Origin of the sequence: Frigidibacter sp. RF13 (genome assembly GCF_026626305.1) — a bacterium.
Lineage (GTDB): Bacteria > Pseudomonadota > Alphaproteobacteria > Rhodobacterales > Rhodobacteraceae > TMP-24.
In genome coordinates, this window is the sequence record NZ_JAPNUE010000007.1 from 95,922 (window position 1) to 111,036 (window position 15,115).

A 15,115-nucleotide genomic window follows, 5' to 3' on the forward strand; every position below is an offset into this window, starting at 1 on the left:
AGGAGTTTTCCCGGCCCCGCCTTTGCGCTAGGCAGGTCAAAACCAAACACGGGGAGCCGGTGCATTGATCTCTCGATTCGACAGATATTTGCTGTCGCAGTTGATGATGTTCTTCGGCTTTTTCGCGCTTGTCCTTGTCTCGGTCTATTGGGTGAACCGGGCGGTCAGGCTTTTTGATCAACTGATTTCGGACAACCAGTCGGTCTGGGTTTTCCTTGAACTTTCAGCGCTTTCGCTGCCGAACGTCATCCGGCTGATGCTGCCGGTCGCGGCCTTTGTGGCGACGATCTATGCGACCAACCGGCTTTCGAGCGAAAGCGAATTGGTGGTGATGCAGGCCACGGGCTTCTCGCCCTTCCGACTTGCACGGCCGGTGATCTATTTCGGGCTGATCGTCGCCCTGATGCTGTCGGTCCTGAGCCATTTCCTCGTGCCGATGTCGCGGGCGCGGCTGAACGAGCGCAATCTGGAGGTTTCGCAGAACGTCAGTTCGAAATTCCTGTCCGAGGGGACGTTCGTTCATCCGGCCAAGGGGATCACGCTTTTCATCGGCCGGATCGACCAGACGGGGGAATTGGGCGATTTCTTCCTGTCGGACCGACGCGATCCGGCGGCCGAGGTGATCTATTCCTCGAAGCGCGCCTATCTTGCCAGAAGCGACAGCGGGCCGAAACTGGTGCTGCTGGACGGGCAAGCGCAGAGGCTGGACGCGGCGACGGGCAGGCTGTCGCTGACCCGGTTCGAGAATTTCACCTATGATATCACGAGTTTCCTGACCCCGCCCGGCGAGCGTTGGCCGCAGGTCGAGGAACTGCCGACTTCAACGCTCTTGTCCGCCGACGAAGCGGCGATGAGCGCGATCGGCGCCACGGTCGAGCGCGCCTGGTTCGAGGCGCACGACCGGATCGCCAAGCCCTTCCTGCCGCTGGCGCTGGCGCTTGTCGCCTTCGCGGCATTGCAGGGCGGCAGCTATTCCCGCTTCGGCCACTGGCGCCAGATCGGCCAGGCTTGCGGCCTTTTCGTCGTTCTCTTCCTCATTTCGAATCTCGCGGACAAGGCGGCGGCGAGCCGCCCGGGCCTTCTTGGCCTGTGCTATCTTGCACCAGCGGTCGGCGTCGCGCTCGGTGCGGCGATGCTGGCCTGGGCGGGGCGCGGCCGACGACCGGCGCGAGCCGGTCGGGAGGCGCTGGCATGAGGCTGTCGCTTTATATCGCCCGGCGGTTTCTTGCGACCTTCGCCCTCGTCGGCGGGGGGTTCTTCGTGATCCTGTGGCTCCTCGATCTCGTGGACCAGATCCGGCGCTTTCCGGACAAGGGCCTTTCCGACCTCGTGGGGCTTGCGCTTCTTCATACGCCCGGCACAGCCTACCGCATCCTGCCGCTTCTGATGGTGATGACGGCGATTGCCCTGTTCCTGCGGCTGGCGCGCACGTCCGAGCTGGTGGCGATCCGCGCCTCGGGCCGGTCGGCGCTGCGTACGCTTCTGGCCCCGGTCGGCGCTGCCTTCGCGATCGGCGTTTTCGCCGTGGCGCTGCTGAACCCGATCGTCGCGGCCACTACCAAGCGCTACGAGCTGCTGACCGGCGGGCCGATCGTCTCGGCAGAGGCCTCGATCGATGGCGGCGCCGGCGGCCTCTGGCTGCGCCAGTCGGCGACGGACGGGCAATGGGTGATCCGCGCGGGCGGCGCGAGCGAGGACGACAGGGTCCTGTCGAATGTCAGTTTCCTTCTGTTCGGCACCAACGGACGGCCGGAAACGCGCCTGCTTGCCGCCGAGGCGCGGCTGGAAGACGGCCGCTGGATCGCCCGCGACGTCAAGGTCTGGGACCTTGCGAGCAGCGACAATCCCGAGGCAACGGTGCGCCATGAGGCAGAACTGTCGATCTCGTCCGACCTCACCGTGGACCAGATCCGCGAGTCCGTCGGTTCGCCGGAAACCATATCGGTCTGGGACCTGCCCGCCTTCATCGCGCGACTGGACGCCGCTGGCTTTTCGGCCCGCCGCCACATTGTCGCGCTTCAGGGCGAACTGACGCTGCCGCTTCTGCTGGCGGCGATGGTGCTGGTCGGCGCGGGTTTCACCATGCGGCACGCGCGGTTCGGCCAGTCGGGGCTGATGGTGTTGTTGGCGCTCGTTTCCGGCATAGCTATCTTCTTCGTGCGGAACTTCGCGCAGGTCTTGGGCGAAAGCGGCCAGATCCCCGCCCTCCTCGCTGCCTGGACACCGCCGCTTGCCGCGCTCATGCTGTCGCTCAGCCTGCTTCTGCATCTGGAGGACGGCTGATGCGTCTTGGAAAGTCGCTGAAACTGGCGCTTCTGCTGTCCGCCGCCCTGCTCATCGCACCGGTGCGCCAGCCCGCGCTGGCAGAAGAGCTGCCCGCGCTTGTTGCGGACACGCTTTACATCAATGCTGACCAGACACTGGTCGCCGAAGGCGCGGTCGAGGTGATCTACAAGGGTCAGCATCTGACAGCGAAACGGCTGACTTACGATCAGACGACAGACCGGCTGACGCTGGAAGGGCCGATCACCATCGCTGACGGCAAGGGCACGCTGATGCTCGCCGACGAAGGCGAGTTGAGCGCCGATTTCCGTGAGGGCGTCCTGAAGGGTGCGCGGCTGGTCCTTGAAAGCCAGTTGCAGATCGCCGCCGCGGAGATCCGGCGGGTCGAGGGCCGTTATACGACGGCCACGCGGGTTGCGGCCTCGACCTGCCAGGTCTGCCCGACGAACCCGACACCCTTGTGGGAAATCCGCGCCACCCGGGTGACCCATGATCAGCAGACCAAGCAGCTTTACTACGACAATGCCCAGTTCCGCGTCGCGGGGCTGCCGGTCTTCTACATTCCGCGCCTGAGGATGCCGGACCCGACGCTCGACCGGGCGACCGGCTTTCTGCTGCCGTCGGTCCGCACCTCGTCGGAACTCGGGATCGGTTTCAAGCTGCCCTATTTCATCGCCCTCGGCGAGGACAAGGACCTGACTGTAACGCCCTATCTGACCGCGAAAGGCGGGCGTTCCGTGGGCCTGCGCTACCGTCAGGCCTTCGCGAACGGCACGGTCGAGCTGAACGGCGCGCTTGGCCGGGACGACATCTTCCCCGGCGAGGATCGCGGCTATCTTTTTGCGACCGGCCGCTTTTTCCTGCCAAGGGACTACCGCTGGGGCTTCGACGTCGAAACGGCGAGCGACGACGCTTATCTTCTCGACTATGGCATCACCGACAAGGACCGGCTGACCAGCGATATCTTCCTGACCCGGACCAAGCGCGACCTGTTCTTCGATGCGCGGCTTGCGACCTATTATTCGCTGCGCGCCGCCGATGACAACGATGTGCTGCCCTCGTTCGAATCGAGCGTTGAACATATCCGTCGTTTCACGCCTGCACTGATTGGCGGGCAGGCGGAGCTGCGGTTCGATCTGCATGGCCTCAACCGTCTGTCCACCGTGGATACGGACGTGAACGGCGACGGGGTGACCGACGGCCGGGACGTGGCGCGGATCTCGCTCGGGCTCGACTGGCGGCGGCAGGAAATTCTCGGCAACGGCATGGTCTTGAGCTTCGGCGCGGCGGTCCGGAGCGACCTTTACCAGATCGGCCAGGATCAGGCCTGGCCCGGTACCGTTACCCGTACCATCCCGACGGCGTCGGTCGAACTGAGCTGGCCCTGGGTCAAGGCCACGCAGGGCGGCCATTCGGCGCAAGTGATCGAACCGGTCGTGCAGCTGGTCTGGAGCCCCGACGACATCGAACCCGTTCCGAACGAGGACAGCGCGCTGGTGGAGCTGGACGAAGGCAACCTCTTTGCCTTCAGCCGTTTTCCCGGCGCCGACCTTTACGAAAGCGGCCTGCGCACCAATGTCGGGCTGCGCTGGACGCGCTACGATCCGGCAGGCTGGCGCGTCGGAGTGACGGCTGGCCGCATCCTCAGGTCGGAAGACCTCGGGCAGTTCTCGACCGGCTCTCGCCTGTCCGGCACCCGGTCCGACTGGCTTCTTGCGATGCATTTGCAGACCGACGACGGGCTGTCGGTGATCAATCGCGCGCTTTTCGACGACGCCTTCAAATTCTCGAAGGACGAACTCCGGCTCGATTTCAACCGCGGCCGTTATTCGCTGGGCGCCAATTATGTCTGGCTTGTCGCCGATCCCGCCGTGGGCCGCCCGCTCGCCACATCGGAACTGGCGCTTTCGGCCGGCTGGCAGGCGAGCGACCATTGGCATGTCTCGGCCAATGGCCGGTATGATTTCACCGCCGACGAGACGGTGAAGGCCGGACTCGGCCTCACCTATCTCAGCGATTGCGCGCGGCTCGATCTTTCCCTCTCGCGCCGCTTCACGTCCTCGACTAGTGTGAGGCCATCGACCGAGGTCAGCCTGACGGTCAACCTCAACGGCTTCGGCACCGGCAGCGACGGCCGACAATATCGCAAGGTCTGCGGGGGCTGACAGCGCCCGCCTCAACCGCTAAAGACGAACGAGCAGAGACGGAACCAGATAGATGCGCTTCATCCTCCTTGCCCTGAACCTCGTGCTTGGCCTGGTGGCTCCGGCCGCGCTCGCACAGAGCCAGTTCAGCCCGGTGATCCGCGTGAACGACAGCGCCATCACCGGATATGAGCTTGACCAGCGCATCCAGTTTCTGACGCTTTTGCGTTTCCCCGGCGATATCCAGGCCGAAGCGGAGAAAGGCCTGATCGAGGACCGGCTGCGTCTGGCGATGGCCCGCTCGATCGGGGTGAAGCTCACCGACCAGCAGATCGCGGCCGGGATGGCCGAATTCGCGGGCCGCGCCAATCTCGATACCGAACAGTTCCTGCAGGCAATCGCCCAGGGCGGGGTCGAGCCCGAAACCTTCCGCGATTTCGTCGAGGCAGGCATCGCCTGGCGCGAGGTGGTGCGCGCCCGCTATCTGGGCCGCGTGAGCGTATCCGAGGCCGAGATCGACCGCGCCCTCTCCGCCGATAATGGTCGGGGCACGGGGCCGCGCGTGCTTCTGTCCGAGATCATCCTGCGCGCCCGTCCGGGCGAGATCGGGCTTGTTCGCCGCAAGGCCGAGAAACTCGCGACCGAGACCCGCGGCGAGGCGGCCTTTGCGGCGCTTGCCCGAGAGATGTCGCTCGCGCCCTCGCGCGAGGATGGCGGCCGGATCGACTGGATCCCCTTATCGAACCTGCCGCCACAGGCACAGGCGGCGGTGGGCAAGCTCGGCCAGGGCCAGATCAGCGAGCCGGTGCCGCTGAACGGCTATGTCGCGCTTTTCCTGCTGCGCGGCATGACCGGCGGCGAGGACAAGCTGGCACCCGGTGCCATCGCAAGCGACTATGCCGTCCTCGCGCTTGGTGCGGGTCAGGCGGCAGAGGCGCAGCGGATCGCGACCGAGGCACGCTCCTGCGACGATCTCTATCTGATGACCAAGGGGCAAAGCGGTGCGGTGAACCGGCAGACGGCGCTCAGGGGCGCGATCCCCGGGGATATTGCCGCAGCACTCGACCGGCTCGACGCGAACGAGGCCGCCGTGGTTCAGGGCGCCTCCGGTCCCCGCGTCGTCATGCTCTGTGCCCGCAACGCCACCATCGCGGCCAACCATCTGGATGCCGTCGTGCCGGTGATCGCCGATCCGGCGGTGAAGACCGCCGATGGCGACATCATCCCCTCGGCGATCGAAGGGCTCGGTTTCGGCAATGGCCCGAGCCGCGACCAGATCCGCGACGAACTGCAGAACCGCAAGATCGGCCAGCTTGCCGATGCCTGGCTCGCGGACCTGAAGGCGGGCGCGATCATCACCCGGCCATGAGTGGACGCCCCGGCCTGCCGGTCGCGCTGAGCTGCGGCGAGCCTGCGGGCATCGGTGCCGAGATCGCGGTGAAGGCACGCGTCGCTCTGGGCGCGGCGCTGCCCTTCTTCTGGATCGGCAATGCGCGCCACCTGCCGCCCGGCACCATCTATCAGGAAATCGCCACGCCCGCAGAGGCAACCCGCGTTTCGGCAGACAGACTGCCGGTCCTGCCCCATCCGTTCCCCGCACCCGCCCTGCCCGGCCGCCCGGCGCCGGAAAATGCCGCTGCCGTGATTTCGGTGATCGAGCGCGCGGTGCAGCTTGTCCAGAGGGGCGAGGCGAGTGCGATCTGCACCCTGCCGATCAGCAAGGAGGCGCTGAAGCGCGGCGCGGGCTTCGCTTTCCCGGGTCATACCGAATATCTCGCCCATCTCGCGGGCGGCGGCCATCGCCCGGTGATGATGCTCGCCTCCGACACGCTCCGCACCGTGCCGGTCACCATCCATATCCCGCTCGCCGACGTGGCCACCCGCCTGACGGCCGAGCTGCTCGAAGAGACATTGCGCATCACCCACGCCGGCCTCGCCCGCGATTTCGGTCTTAGCCAGCCCCGCCTCGCGGTCGCGGGCCTCAATCCGCACGCAGGCGAAGGCGGCACGATGGGGCGCGAGGAGCTGGACCTCATCCTGCCCGTCCTTGACCGGCTGCGCGCTGAAGGATTTCAGATCGCGGGCCCCCTGCCCGCCGACACGATGTTTCATGCCGAAGCCCGCGCCCGCTATGACGCGGCGATCTGCATGTATCACGATCAGGCGCTGATCCCGTTGAAGACGCTTGCCTTCGCCGACGGGGTGAACGTGACACTCGGCCTGCCGTTCGTCCGCACCTCGCCCGATCACGGCACCGCCTTCGATATCGCGGGCCAGGGCAGGGCCGACCCTTCCAGCCTCATCGCCGCCCTGCGCCTCGCGGCGCGCATGGCAGAGAACCGCAAGACCCACCCATGACCCGATCTTCCGTTTGCAAATATCCCGGGGGAGTCCTGGACCCCGTCCGGGACGGGGGCAGAGCCCCCTTTCCCCGCCGGAGCCCGGACTGATGGCGACGATAGACAGCCTGCCGCCCTTGCGCGACGTGATCGCCAGCCACGGGATCTCGGCCAGGAAACAGCTCGGCCAGAATTTCCTTCTGGATCTCAACCTCACCGCCCGCATCGCCCGGGCGGCGGGCGACCTTACGACCGCCGATATCCTTGAGGTCGGCCCCGGCCCCGGCGGCCTGACGCGCGGGCTTCTGGCCGAGGGCGCCCGACGGGTGCTGGCGGTCGAGAAGGACGAGCGCTGCCTGCCCGCGCTGGCCGAGATCGCCGATGCCTACCCCGGGCGCCTCGCCGTCCTCAATGCCGACGCCCTGACTGTCGACCCCACGCAGCATCTCGGCCAGCCGATCAAGGTGGTGGCGAACCTGCCCTATAATGTCGGGACCGAGCTTCTGGTGCGCTGGCTTACTCCCGCACACTGGCCGCCCTTCTGGCAGAGCCTCACGCTGATGTTCCAGAAGGAAGTGGCCGAGCGGATCGTCGCGAAGCCGGGATCGAAGGCCTACGGACGTCTGGCGCTTCTCGCGCAATGGCGGGCGGAGGCGAAGATCGTCCTCACCCTGCCGCCCGAGGCCTTTACTCCGGCGCCCAAGGTCCATTCGGCGGTCGTCCATCTGACCGCCATGCCAGAGCCACGCTATCCGGCCGATGCGAAGATCCTGGCCCACGTCACCGCGACTGCCTTCAACCAGCGCCGCAAGATGCTGCGCGCCGCGTTGAAGGGTCTGGCACCGGGGATCGATGACCTGCTGAGCGAAGCGGGCATCCCGCCCACCGCGCGCGCCGAGGAGATCGACCTCGAACGGTTCTGCACGCTCGCCCGCCTTCTTGCGGACCAGCGTCGCCCCGAGCAGATCTGAATGAAAACGGCCCCGGCAATCCGGGGCCGTGCTGCTTCCGACTTTGCCCTGAGGCCTATTCGCTGTCCGGCGCGGTGACTGCGGCCGGCGCCTCGGCGCCCGCATCGCCATCCTTGCGCTCGCCGCGCGGACGGCGCGGGCCGCGCGGACCACGGCTTCCGCCTTCCTTGCGCTCGCCGTCCTTCTTGTCGGCGCCGCCCTCGGGCTTCTCGCTCCGCTCGCGGCGCGGGCCGCGGTTGCCCTCGCGCCGCTCGCGCGGCTGCCCCCCACCCAGGAAATCGGGCGTCGAGCCCTCGAAGCCCAGGGGCTCCGGCGCGTGATACATTTCGGGGGTCTCGACGAGACCCGGCCCCTCGTCCTCTTCGCCGCTTTCCGGCGCAGCGGTGAGGTCCGGCTGATCGCTCTCGCCCGGGTCGCGCGGCTCATAGCGCTCGCCCCCGGCCTGACCACCATAGCCGTTGCCGTTCCCGTTCTGGCCGTAAGGCTGCCCGCCCTGATTGCCGCCCGGCTGACCACCCTGGGCCTGACGCTGCTCCTGCTCGCGGGCAAGCTCGCGCTGCGCCTCGCCAAGCATCCTTGTGTAATGTTCGGCATGTTGCAGGAAGGCCTGTTCGGCCACCCGGTCGCTCGATAGTTGCGCATCGCGGGCGAGCATCAGGTACTTGTCGATGATCTGCTGCGGTGTGCCGCGCACCTTGCCCTCGGGGCCGGAACTGTCAAAGACCCGGTTGACGATATTGCCCAGCGAACGCTGCCGGTTCGACTTGTTCCGCGAACGGGATTTCGATGATCTCATGTGCTTCGTCTATGCTCGCCAGAGGCTTCAAGGGGCGGGTGCTTGCCCGACCGACCCGCGCCAGGCTCCGCTATCGGACGTCCTGAGGGTCATGTGGGTAAGAACAGCGGCCCGAGCCCGGCCAAAGAGCCGCTTGGATCCGCTGCGCCCTGTTTGCACGGGCAAGGCGGGCCTGACAAGCGGATTCTCGCATGCAGGGCGGCGAAGCGCCGGATTTGCCCCGATATTTTCGCGATTGGGTCAGTTCTTGCGAATTTGCAACGCCTCAAACCGCGCCGCAGCCCTCCGGATCGCCGGGTTTCACCGCCATCACGATCCGGTCGCGACCGTCAAGGTCGGGGAGAATCGCCGGGCTTTCGAACCCTTGGGCGTCCAGAAGGGCGGCAACCGCCTGCCCCTGCGCGGGGCCGATTTCCAGAAGGATCCGCCCCCCCGCCATCAGCCGAGCGCCCGCGCCCGCCGCAATCGCCCGGTAGGCGTCCAGCCCGTCGCCCCCCGGGGTCAGCGCCAGATGCGGTTCCCAGTCGCGGACCTCGGGCGCGAGCCCCGCCATCTCGTCGGCCGCGATATAGGGCGGGTTCGAGACGATCAGATCGAACCGGCCGGCGACCGCCTGATACCAGTCCGAGCGGGCGAAGGTAGCCCGCGCCGCGAGACCGAGGCGCGTGGCGTTGTCCCTGGCCACGTCGAGGGCCGCCTCGGAGAGGTCGGTGCCGAGGCCGGTCGCCATCGGCATGCCCGCGAGACAGGACAGGAGGATGCAGCCCGAGCCGGTGCCGAGATCAAGCATCCGCACGAAGGGCCGTTCCAGCGCCTTCAGCACCAGAAGCTCGGTTTCGGGCCGGGGGTCGAGCACATCGCCGGTGACGCGGAAGGTACGGCCGAGGAACTGGCGTTCGCCGACGATCTGGCTTACCGGCCGACGCCGGACCCGCTGGGCAAGCGCCTCTTCGTATGACCTCTGCTGCGCGCCGGTCATCTCATCGGCGAGATGCAGGATCAGCCGGTCGGGCGAAAGGCCCAGCGCATGGGCGAGCAGGCGGCGGGCATCGCCCGGCGCGCTATCGATGCCCGCCGTCCTGAGGCGCGGGATCGCGGCGCGAAGCGCCTCGTTGCCGGTCACGCCTCCATCTCGGCGAGTTTGGCCGCCTGATCATGGGCGACGAGCGCATCGATGACGTCACCGAGATCGCCCGCCATGACCTGCGGCAGCGCGTAAAGCGTCAGGTTGATCCGGTGATCGGTCATCCGCCCTTGCGGGAAATTGTAGGTCCTGATCCGCTCGCTGCGGTCGCCCGAGCCCACCTGCGCCTTGCGGTCGGCGGCGCGCGCATCATCGGCGCGCGAGCGTTCCAGATCGTAGAGACGCGCACGCAGGACGGCCATCGCATTGGCGCGGTTCTGGTGCTGGCTCTTCTCGGAGGAGGTCACCACAATGCCGGTTGGCAGATGGGTGATCCGGACGGCGGAATCGGTGGTGTTCACATGCTGGCCGCCCGCGCCAGACGAGCGCATCGTGTCGATCCGGATATCGGTCGCCGGAATGTCGATCTCGACCTCCTCGGCCTCGGGCAGCACCGCGACTGTCGCGGCGGAGGTGTGGATGCGTCCGCCCGCCTCGGTCTCGGGCACGCGCTGCACGCGGTGCACGCCGCTTTCGAACTTCAGGCGGGCGAAAACCCCCTCGCCCTCGATCCGCGCCATCGCTTCCTTGACGCCGCCAAGCTCGGTCGCGCTGAACTCAAGCAGCTCGAACCGCCAGCCCTGCGCCTCGGCGTATTTCTGATACATGCGGAGCAGATCGCCCGCGAAGAGCGCCGCCTCCTCGCCCCCCGTCCCGGGCCGGATCTCGAGGATCGCAGGCCTTGCATCCGCCGCATCCTTGGGCAGCAGCGCGATGCGCAAACGCCCTTCCATCTCGGGGATGCGCGCCTTCAGCACCGGCAGTTCATCCTCGGCCAGAGCCTTCATCTCGGGATCGGCGAGCATCGCCTCGGCCTCCGCAAGATCGCCGAGCGCCTGCCGGTAGGCGCCGATCTCGGCCACCACCGGCTTCAGATCGGCATATTCGCGCGACAGGGCCGCGATCTCGGCGGGCGCCGCGCCAGCCGAAAGCTTCGCTTCGAGAAACTCGAAACGCCGCACGATCTGGTCAAGTTTGTCGAAAGGTACCATGCCGCCTCTTCGCCCTTGCCCGGCCTTTGGTCAAGGGGGAGGGCCCCGGGGCTCTGCCCGTCGCCGCCGGTTTTTGTACCTGTGGCAAACCGGTGGCGACCCCGGAGTATTTTCGGACAGAACGTTTCACCTGTCCTCGTTCTGTCCGGAAATACTCCCGCCGGAGGCGCCCCGAGTGCCCCGGACCTTGTCCGGGGCGCGAGAGATATCCTGGCCGCGCCCTTGGCGCGGCCGCTATTGGATCAATCGGCGCCCAGCCGCGAGAGCCAGTCCCGCAGCCGTGCGGCATTCACGCCGAAATCCCGGCGCCCGTAGCGCAGGCGGGCATAGAGGTCGATGAAAATCATCCCGTCCACCACGCGCACTTCGGCGGTTGTGTAATCGGGAAAGCCGAATGTGGCAGAGCGTGTCACCCAGGTGATCCGGCCCTCTTTCGGGCTGCCGGCGAGACGTCGTGTGCGCGGCGTCGCCATCGCGATTGTGTCCAGGCGGCCCAGCGCGGCCTCACCCGTCGCCTCGAGCGGGCCGATCATCGCCCGGGCGCCGCCCGGAACGACGATTACGCTGTCCGGCCCCGGCGGGACGGCGGTGAGCGCGCCATGGCTGATCGCAGGACCGGGATCGACATGCCAGCGCGCCGGATCGTCGGGGGCAAGGCGGATCCAGGCCATGCCCCCGACGAGGATCAGAAGAAGCGCATAGAACATCCGCCTCACCGCCGGGTCTTTGCCCAGTGGTAGAGGCAGATCAGCTCATAGGCCACATGCGCCCCCGCGATCGCGGTAGCACCCGTGATGTCATAGGGTGGCGAGACCTCGACCACATCGCCGCCGACCATATTGATCCCGGCAAGATCGCGCAGCATCGCTGCCGCCTGCCAGCTTGCCAGCCCGCCCCAGACCGGCGTGCCGGTTCCGGGCGCGAAGGCCGGATCGAGCGCGTCGATATCGAAGGTGACATAGGTCGCCCCTGCCCCCACGATCTCTTTCGCCTTCGCCACCACCCAGTCGCAGCCCTTTTCGTGCACCTCGCGGGCGTCGATCACATTCACGCCCAGATAATCGTCGGTCACCGTGCGGATGCCGATCTGGACTGAGCGCTTTGGGTCAACAAGCCCGGTCTTCACCGCCTTGTACATCATCGTGCCATGGTCGATGCGGGTGAGGTCGTCGTCGGCCCAGAGGTCGGAATGGGCGTCGAAATGGATGACGCCGAGCGGACCGAATTTCTCCGCATAGGCCCTGAGGATCGGGAAGGTGATGTAGTGATCACCGCCGAGCGTCACCGTTCCCGCGCCTGCGGCGAGGATCGTGCGGATATGGTTGGTCAGCGTGTCCGGGAATTCCGAGGTCTTGGCATAATCAAACGCCAGATCGCCGTAATCGACGATGCTCATCTCTTCGAGCGGATTGGTCGGCCAGCCGAAGGGCGGGTCATAGGGCTGCAGGCAGGAGGCCTCGCGGATCGCGCGGGGTCCGAACCGTGTACCCGTGCGGTGCGTCACCGCCTGATCGAACGGCACGCCGGTCACGGCCAGATCGACCCCGCTCAGATCTTTCGTATAGGTCCGGCGCAGAAAGCTCGTCGCGCCGCCGAATGCGTTTTCAAAGGCAAGTCCCCTGCGGTCCTTGCGGGTGAACGCAGTATCAACCTGCGTCTTTGCATCTTCGAGTGCCATGGAAATCCCCCAGGCCTAAGACGCCCTGTCGTTGCCAAAGGGGCCGGAGACGGGCGGATCCGGGTCTGCCGAAAAGGCCCGAACGCGCGCGCCGAGTCAAGTGATGGTTTGATCAAATTATCCGCCAATCGCTGCCCGATCCTCGAGCACGACCGTTCCTGCGCTCCCTGAGGTCGAACGGAACGGGGAAGGCTATTCGCCCGCCTCGCCCCGCGCTGCACCAATCCAGCCGGATCGCCCCCGCGCGCATTCCCCCTATGGAACAGTTGGGGCAACCCTTTGTCAGTCCGGACAATAGGTTATCAGGATCAACGGGGTAAGATGGTGGGTGATGAGAGACTCGAACTCCCGACATCCTCGGTGTAAACGAGGCGCTCTACCAACTGAGCTAATCACCCGTGAGCGCGCTGATACAGCGGTTTTCCGGACAGGGCAAGCGTGCGGGACAAGCGCGCGGGGCATTCCCGCTGGACGGCAAAGGCGCTTGTCGCGTAAGCCTCGGCCAGTGGGCCGGAGGGCAGGACACGTGCGAGAGGCGGTCGGACCGGGGCGGCGGCAAGGGGCGGTGACGTTGCGCGAGGTGGCGGAGCGTGCGGGGGTTTCGACCTCGGCCGTGTCGCGGGCCTTTACGCCGGGCGCCTCTGTGTCAGCCAAGAAGCGCGCAGCGATCGAGGCGGCGGCGCAGGCGCTTGGCTATGCGCCCTCGGCGCTGGCCTCGGCGCTGACGACGGGCCGCACGCAGATGATCGGGCTCGTGTCGAACAATTTCCACAACCCGGTGTTTCTGGAGGTCTTCGACCAGTTCACCCGTGGCTTGCAGGACCGTGGGCTGCGGCCCTTGCTGGTCAACCTCTCGGGCGATCTGTCGCAGGAAGAGGCGGTGCAGATGCTGCGGCGCTATTCGGTCGACGGGGTGATCCTCGCGAGTTCCACCCTGCCGCCCGCCTTTGCCCGCCGCTTCCACGAGGCGGGGCTGCCGGTCGTGCAGTCTTTCGGGCGCTGGTCAGCGAGCCCTGAGGTCAATCTCGTCACCATCGACAACCGCGCCGCCGGGCGGCTGGCGGCAGAGCGGCTTCTGGCCTGTGGCTTTGCCCATGTCGGCTTTCTGGGCGGGCCGGAGGCCGCGACCTCGACCCAGGACCGGCTGGCGGGGTTCATTGAAGGGGTGGCCGGTCGGGTCCGGGTCACGGTCAGTTTCGCCGGGGCCTATTCCTTCGAGGCAGGTCGGGCCGAGATGCAGCGCCTTCTGGCGGCGGGGCCACCCGCCGGGGGGTATTTCTGCGGCGATGATGTTCTGTCGATCGGCGCGCTGAGCGCCCTTGCCGACGCCGGGCTGAAGGTGCCGGGGGATGTGGGCGTGCTTGGCCTCAACGACATGGAAATGGCCCGCTGGGCGGGGATCGACCTGACGACGGTGCGTCAGCCGATTGCCGAGATCATCGCCGCGAGCATCGATCTGGTGGTCCGGGCGGTGGAAAAACCGGACCTGCCGCCCGAGGCGCGGCTTTTTGACTGTTCCGTCGTCGAGCGCGGAACCTTGCCGCGCCTCACCTGAACCTCAGCGGAACATCGGCGGGCGCGCGTCCTGCCAGGCGCCGTTCGCCTTTGCCGAAGCAACGGCGGCGTGGATCGCCGCGATCGAGCGCAGGCCCGAAGCGGCGAGCGGCAGGCCGTCGCGAGCGGTGCCGCGGATCGTGTCGGCAAGGTCGCAGTAGATATTGGCCACCGCGAGAGGGAAGCCTTCGGGGTGGGCAATGGCGACACGCGTGAGGCGCCTGGCCTCGTCATGAAGCCCGCCCTCGCCCTTCTCGATGATCTGGGTTCGCCCGCCGACCGGGGTGTAGATGAGCTGGTTTGGCTGTTCCGAGGCCCAGCGGAAGCCACCGGTTTCGCCGAAAACCTGGATGTCGAATCCATGCTGGCGCCCGATAGCGACCGAGGAGGTCCAGAGCCGCCCTACGGTGCCGCGCCCCATGCGGAAATTCACCATTGCATCGTCTTCCAGCACCCGGCTTGGGATGGTGGAGGCAAAGTCGGCCGAGAGTCTCTCGACCTCGTCGTCGCAGATGAAGCTCGCCATATGCAGCGCATGGATGCCGCAGTCGGCGAACTGGCCCGAGACGCCCGCCATCGCCGGATCATACCGCCAGCGCACGCGCGGATTGTCGGCGTCTGTCGCATCGCCATGATGGCCATGGCTGAAGCTCGTGACCACCAGCCTGACCCGGCCGATCTCGCCCGCGCGGACCATGGCGCGGGCCTGACGCACCATCGGATAGGCCGAATAGCAATAATTGACTGCGCAGATCCTGCCTGTGCGGGCGGCGGTCTTCACCAGATCCTCGCCCTCCGCGACCGTCACGGTCATCGGCTTTTCGCACAGGACATTGATCCCGGCTTCGAGGAAGGCCTTGGATATTTCGTAATGGGTGGCGTTCGGGGTGGCGATCGTCACCAGATCGAGCCTGTCGGGGCGGTCGCGCTCGCCCGCCAGCATTTCCTTCCAGTCGCCGTAGGCACGCTCTGGTGCGACGCCCAACTGGCGGGCATAGGCGCGGCCCGCCTCCGGCCGGTGATCGAGCGCACCCGCCACAAGCTCGAAGTGGCCGTCGGCCAGCGCGCCCAGACGGTGAGCCGGCCCGATCTGGCTGCCCTCGCCGCCGCCGATCATGCCCCATTTCAGTTTTGCCATGTGCGGTTCCCTTCGGGAGAAGCGATTGACGTCAGAT

At 66.9% G+C, this 15,115-nt stretch carries 13 protein-coding genes and 1 tRNA gene; 7 read left to right on the plus strand and 7 right to left on the minus strand.

Features of this window, described 5'->3' with window-relative positions; translation table 11 throughout:
- Positions 1 to 88: 88 nt before the first annotated feature.
- The 6 genes from lptF (at position 89) to rsmA (ending at position 7,737) form a co-directional block, all read left to right on the plus strand.
- Complete coding sequence (lptF, locus tag OU426_RS13905; protein ID WP_324289826.1) at positions 89 to 1,195, plus strand: LPS export ABC transporter permease LptF; 1,107 nt, start codon at positions 89 to 91, stop codon at positions 1,193 to 1,195.
- The gene (lptG, locus tag OU426_RS13910; RefSeq protein ID WP_267634632.1) at positions 1,192 to 2,283 is read left to right on the plus strand and encodes an LPS export ABC transporter permease LptG; all 1,092 of its coding nucleotides are present in this window, start codon (positions 1,192 to 1,194) and stop codon (positions 2,281 to 2,283) included. Before lptF ends, lptG begins: the two co-directional genes overlap by 4 nt.
- On the plus strand, positions 2,283 to 4,448 hold the full coding sequence (locus tag OU426_RS13915; RefSeq protein ID WP_267634633.1) for an LPS-assembly protein LptD: 2,166 nt from the start codon (positions 2,283 to 2,285) through the stop codon (positions 4,446 to 4,448). Before lptG ends, OU426_RS13915 begins: the two co-directional genes overlap by 1 nt.
- A gap of 52 nt (positions 4,449 to 4,500) precedes the next feature.
- Positions 4,501 to 5,796: a peptidylprolyl isomerase gene (locus OU426_RS13920; protein WP_267634634.1), complete on the plus strand. Its 1,296-nt coding sequence runs from the start codon at positions 4,501 to 4,503 to the stop codon at positions 5,794 to 5,796.
- A complete protein-coding gene (pdxA, locus tag OU426_RS13925; RefSeq protein ID WP_267634635.1) occupies positions 5,793 to 6,785 on the plus strand; it encodes a 4-hydroxythreonine-4-phosphate dehydrogenase PdxA in 993 nt (330 codons plus the stop codon). Before OU426_RS13920 ends, pdxA begins: the two co-directional genes overlap by 4 nt.
- Positions 6,786 to 6,876: 91 nt before the next feature.
- Entirely contained in the window at positions 6,877 to 7,737 is an 861-nt protein-coding gene (gene rsmA, locus OU426_RS13930) for a 16S rRNA (adenine(1518)-N(6)/adenine(1519)-N(6))-dimethyltransferase RsmA (RefSeq protein ID WP_267634636.1), read from the plus strand.
- A 55-nt stretch (positions 7,738 to 7,792) separates the two neighbouring features.
- Here rsmA and OU426_RS13935 read toward each other — a convergent pair whose 3' ends face one another.
- The 6 genes from OU426_RS13935 to OU426_RS13960 all read right to left on the minus strand — a co-directional run bounded on the left by OU426_RS13935 (position 7,793) and on the right by OU426_RS13960 (position 12,784).
- On the minus strand, positions 7,793 to 8,533 hold the full coding sequence (locus OU426_RS13935) for a DUF4167 domain-containing protein (protein WP_267634637.1): 741 nt from the start codon (positions 8,531 to 8,533) through the stop codon (positions 7,793 to 7,795).
- A 265-nt stretch (positions 8,534 to 8,798) separates the two neighbouring features.
- A complete protein-coding gene (prmC, locus tag OU426_RS13940; RefSeq protein ID WP_267634638.1) occupies positions 8,799 to 9,656 on the minus strand; it encodes a peptide chain release factor N(5)-glutamine methyltransferase in 858 nt (285 codons plus the stop codon).
- Complete coding sequence (gene prfA / locus OU426_RS13945; protein WP_267634639.1) at positions 9,653 to 10,708, minus strand: peptide chain release factor 1; 1,056 nt, start codon at positions 10,706 to 10,708, stop codon at positions 9,653 to 9,655. The genes prmC and prfA overlap by 4 nt, the downstream gene beginning before the upstream one ends.
- A 242-nt stretch (positions 10,709 to 10,950) precedes the next feature.
- Complete coding sequence (locus OU426_RS13950; protein WP_324289827.1) at positions 10,951 to 11,415, minus strand: DUF1499 domain-containing protein; 465 nt, start codon at positions 11,413 to 11,415, stop codon at positions 10,951 to 10,953.
- Positions 11,416 to 11,420: 5 nt separating this feature from the next.
- Entirely contained in the window at positions 11,421 to 12,386 is a 966-nt protein-coding gene (gene speB / locus OU426_RS13955; RefSeq protein WP_267634641.1) for an agmatinase, read from the minus strand.
- Between the two features lie 322 nt (positions 12,387 to 12,708).
- Positions 12,709 to 12,784: transfer RNA gene (locus tag OU426_RS13960), tRNA-Val, on the minus strand.
- 128 nt (positions 12,785 to 12,912) lie between these two features.
- On the opposite strand from OU426_RS13960, the gene OU426_RS13965 reads away from it, so the two are divergent.
- The gene (locus OU426_RS13965) at positions 12,913 to 13,941 is read left to right on the plus strand and encodes a LacI family DNA-binding transcriptional regulator (protein WP_267634642.1); all 1,029 of its coding nucleotides are present in this window, start codon (positions 12,913 to 12,915) and stop codon (positions 13,939 to 13,941) included.
- Between the two features lie 3 nt (positions 13,942 to 13,944).
- On the opposite strand, the gene OU426_RS13970 is transcribed toward OU426_RS13965, so the two are convergent.
- Complete coding sequence (locus OU426_RS13970; RefSeq protein WP_267634643.1) at positions 13,945 to 15,078, minus strand: Gfo/Idh/MocA family protein; 1,134 nt, start codon at positions 15,076 to 15,078, stop codon at positions 13,945 to 13,947.
- Positions 15,079 to 15,115 lie beyond the last annotated feature (37 nt).

Bases quoted from the DNA above. Each gene is read 5' to 3' on its own strand.
- lptG (WP_267634632.1), top strand. From the start codon at position 1,192: ATGAGGCTGTCGCTTTATATCGCCCGGCGGTTTCTTGCGACCTTCGCC.
- prfA (WP_267634639.1), bottom strand. From the start codon at position 10,708: ATGGTACCTTTCGACAAACTTGACCAGATCGTGCGGCGTTTCGAGTTT.
- OU426_RS13970 (WP_267634643.1), bottom strand. From the start codon at position 15,078: ATGGCAAAACTGAAATGGGGCATGATCGGCGGCGGCGAGGGCAGCCAG.
- OU426_RS13950 (WP_324289827.1), bottom strand. From the start codon at position 11,415: ATGTTCTATGCGCTTCTTCTGATCCTCGTCGGGGGCATGGCCTGGATC.
- speB (WP_267634641.1), bottom strand. From the start codon at position 12,386: ATGGCACTCGAAGATGCAAAGACGCAGGTTGATACTGCGTTCACCCGC.
- OU426_RS13935 (WP_267634637.1), bottom strand. From the start codon at position 8,533: ATGAGATCATCGAAATCCCGTTCGCGGAACAAGTCGAACCGGCAGCGT.
- OU426_RS13920 (WP_267634634.1), top strand. From the start codon at position 4,501: ATGCGCTTCATCCTCCTTGCCCTGAACCTCGTGCTTGGCCTGGTGGCT.
- OU426_RS13915 (WP_267634633.1), top strand. From the start codon at position 2,283: ATGCGTCTTGGAAAGTCGCTGAAACTGGCGCTTCTGCTGTCCGCCGCC.
- pdxA (WP_267634635.1), top strand. From the start codon at position 5,793: ATGAGTGGACGCCCCGGCCTGCCGGTCGCGCTGAGCTGCGGCGAGCCT.
- rsmA (WP_267634636.1), top strand. From the start codon at position 6,877: ATGGCGACGATAGACAGCCTGCCGCCCTTGCGCGACGTGATCGCCAGC.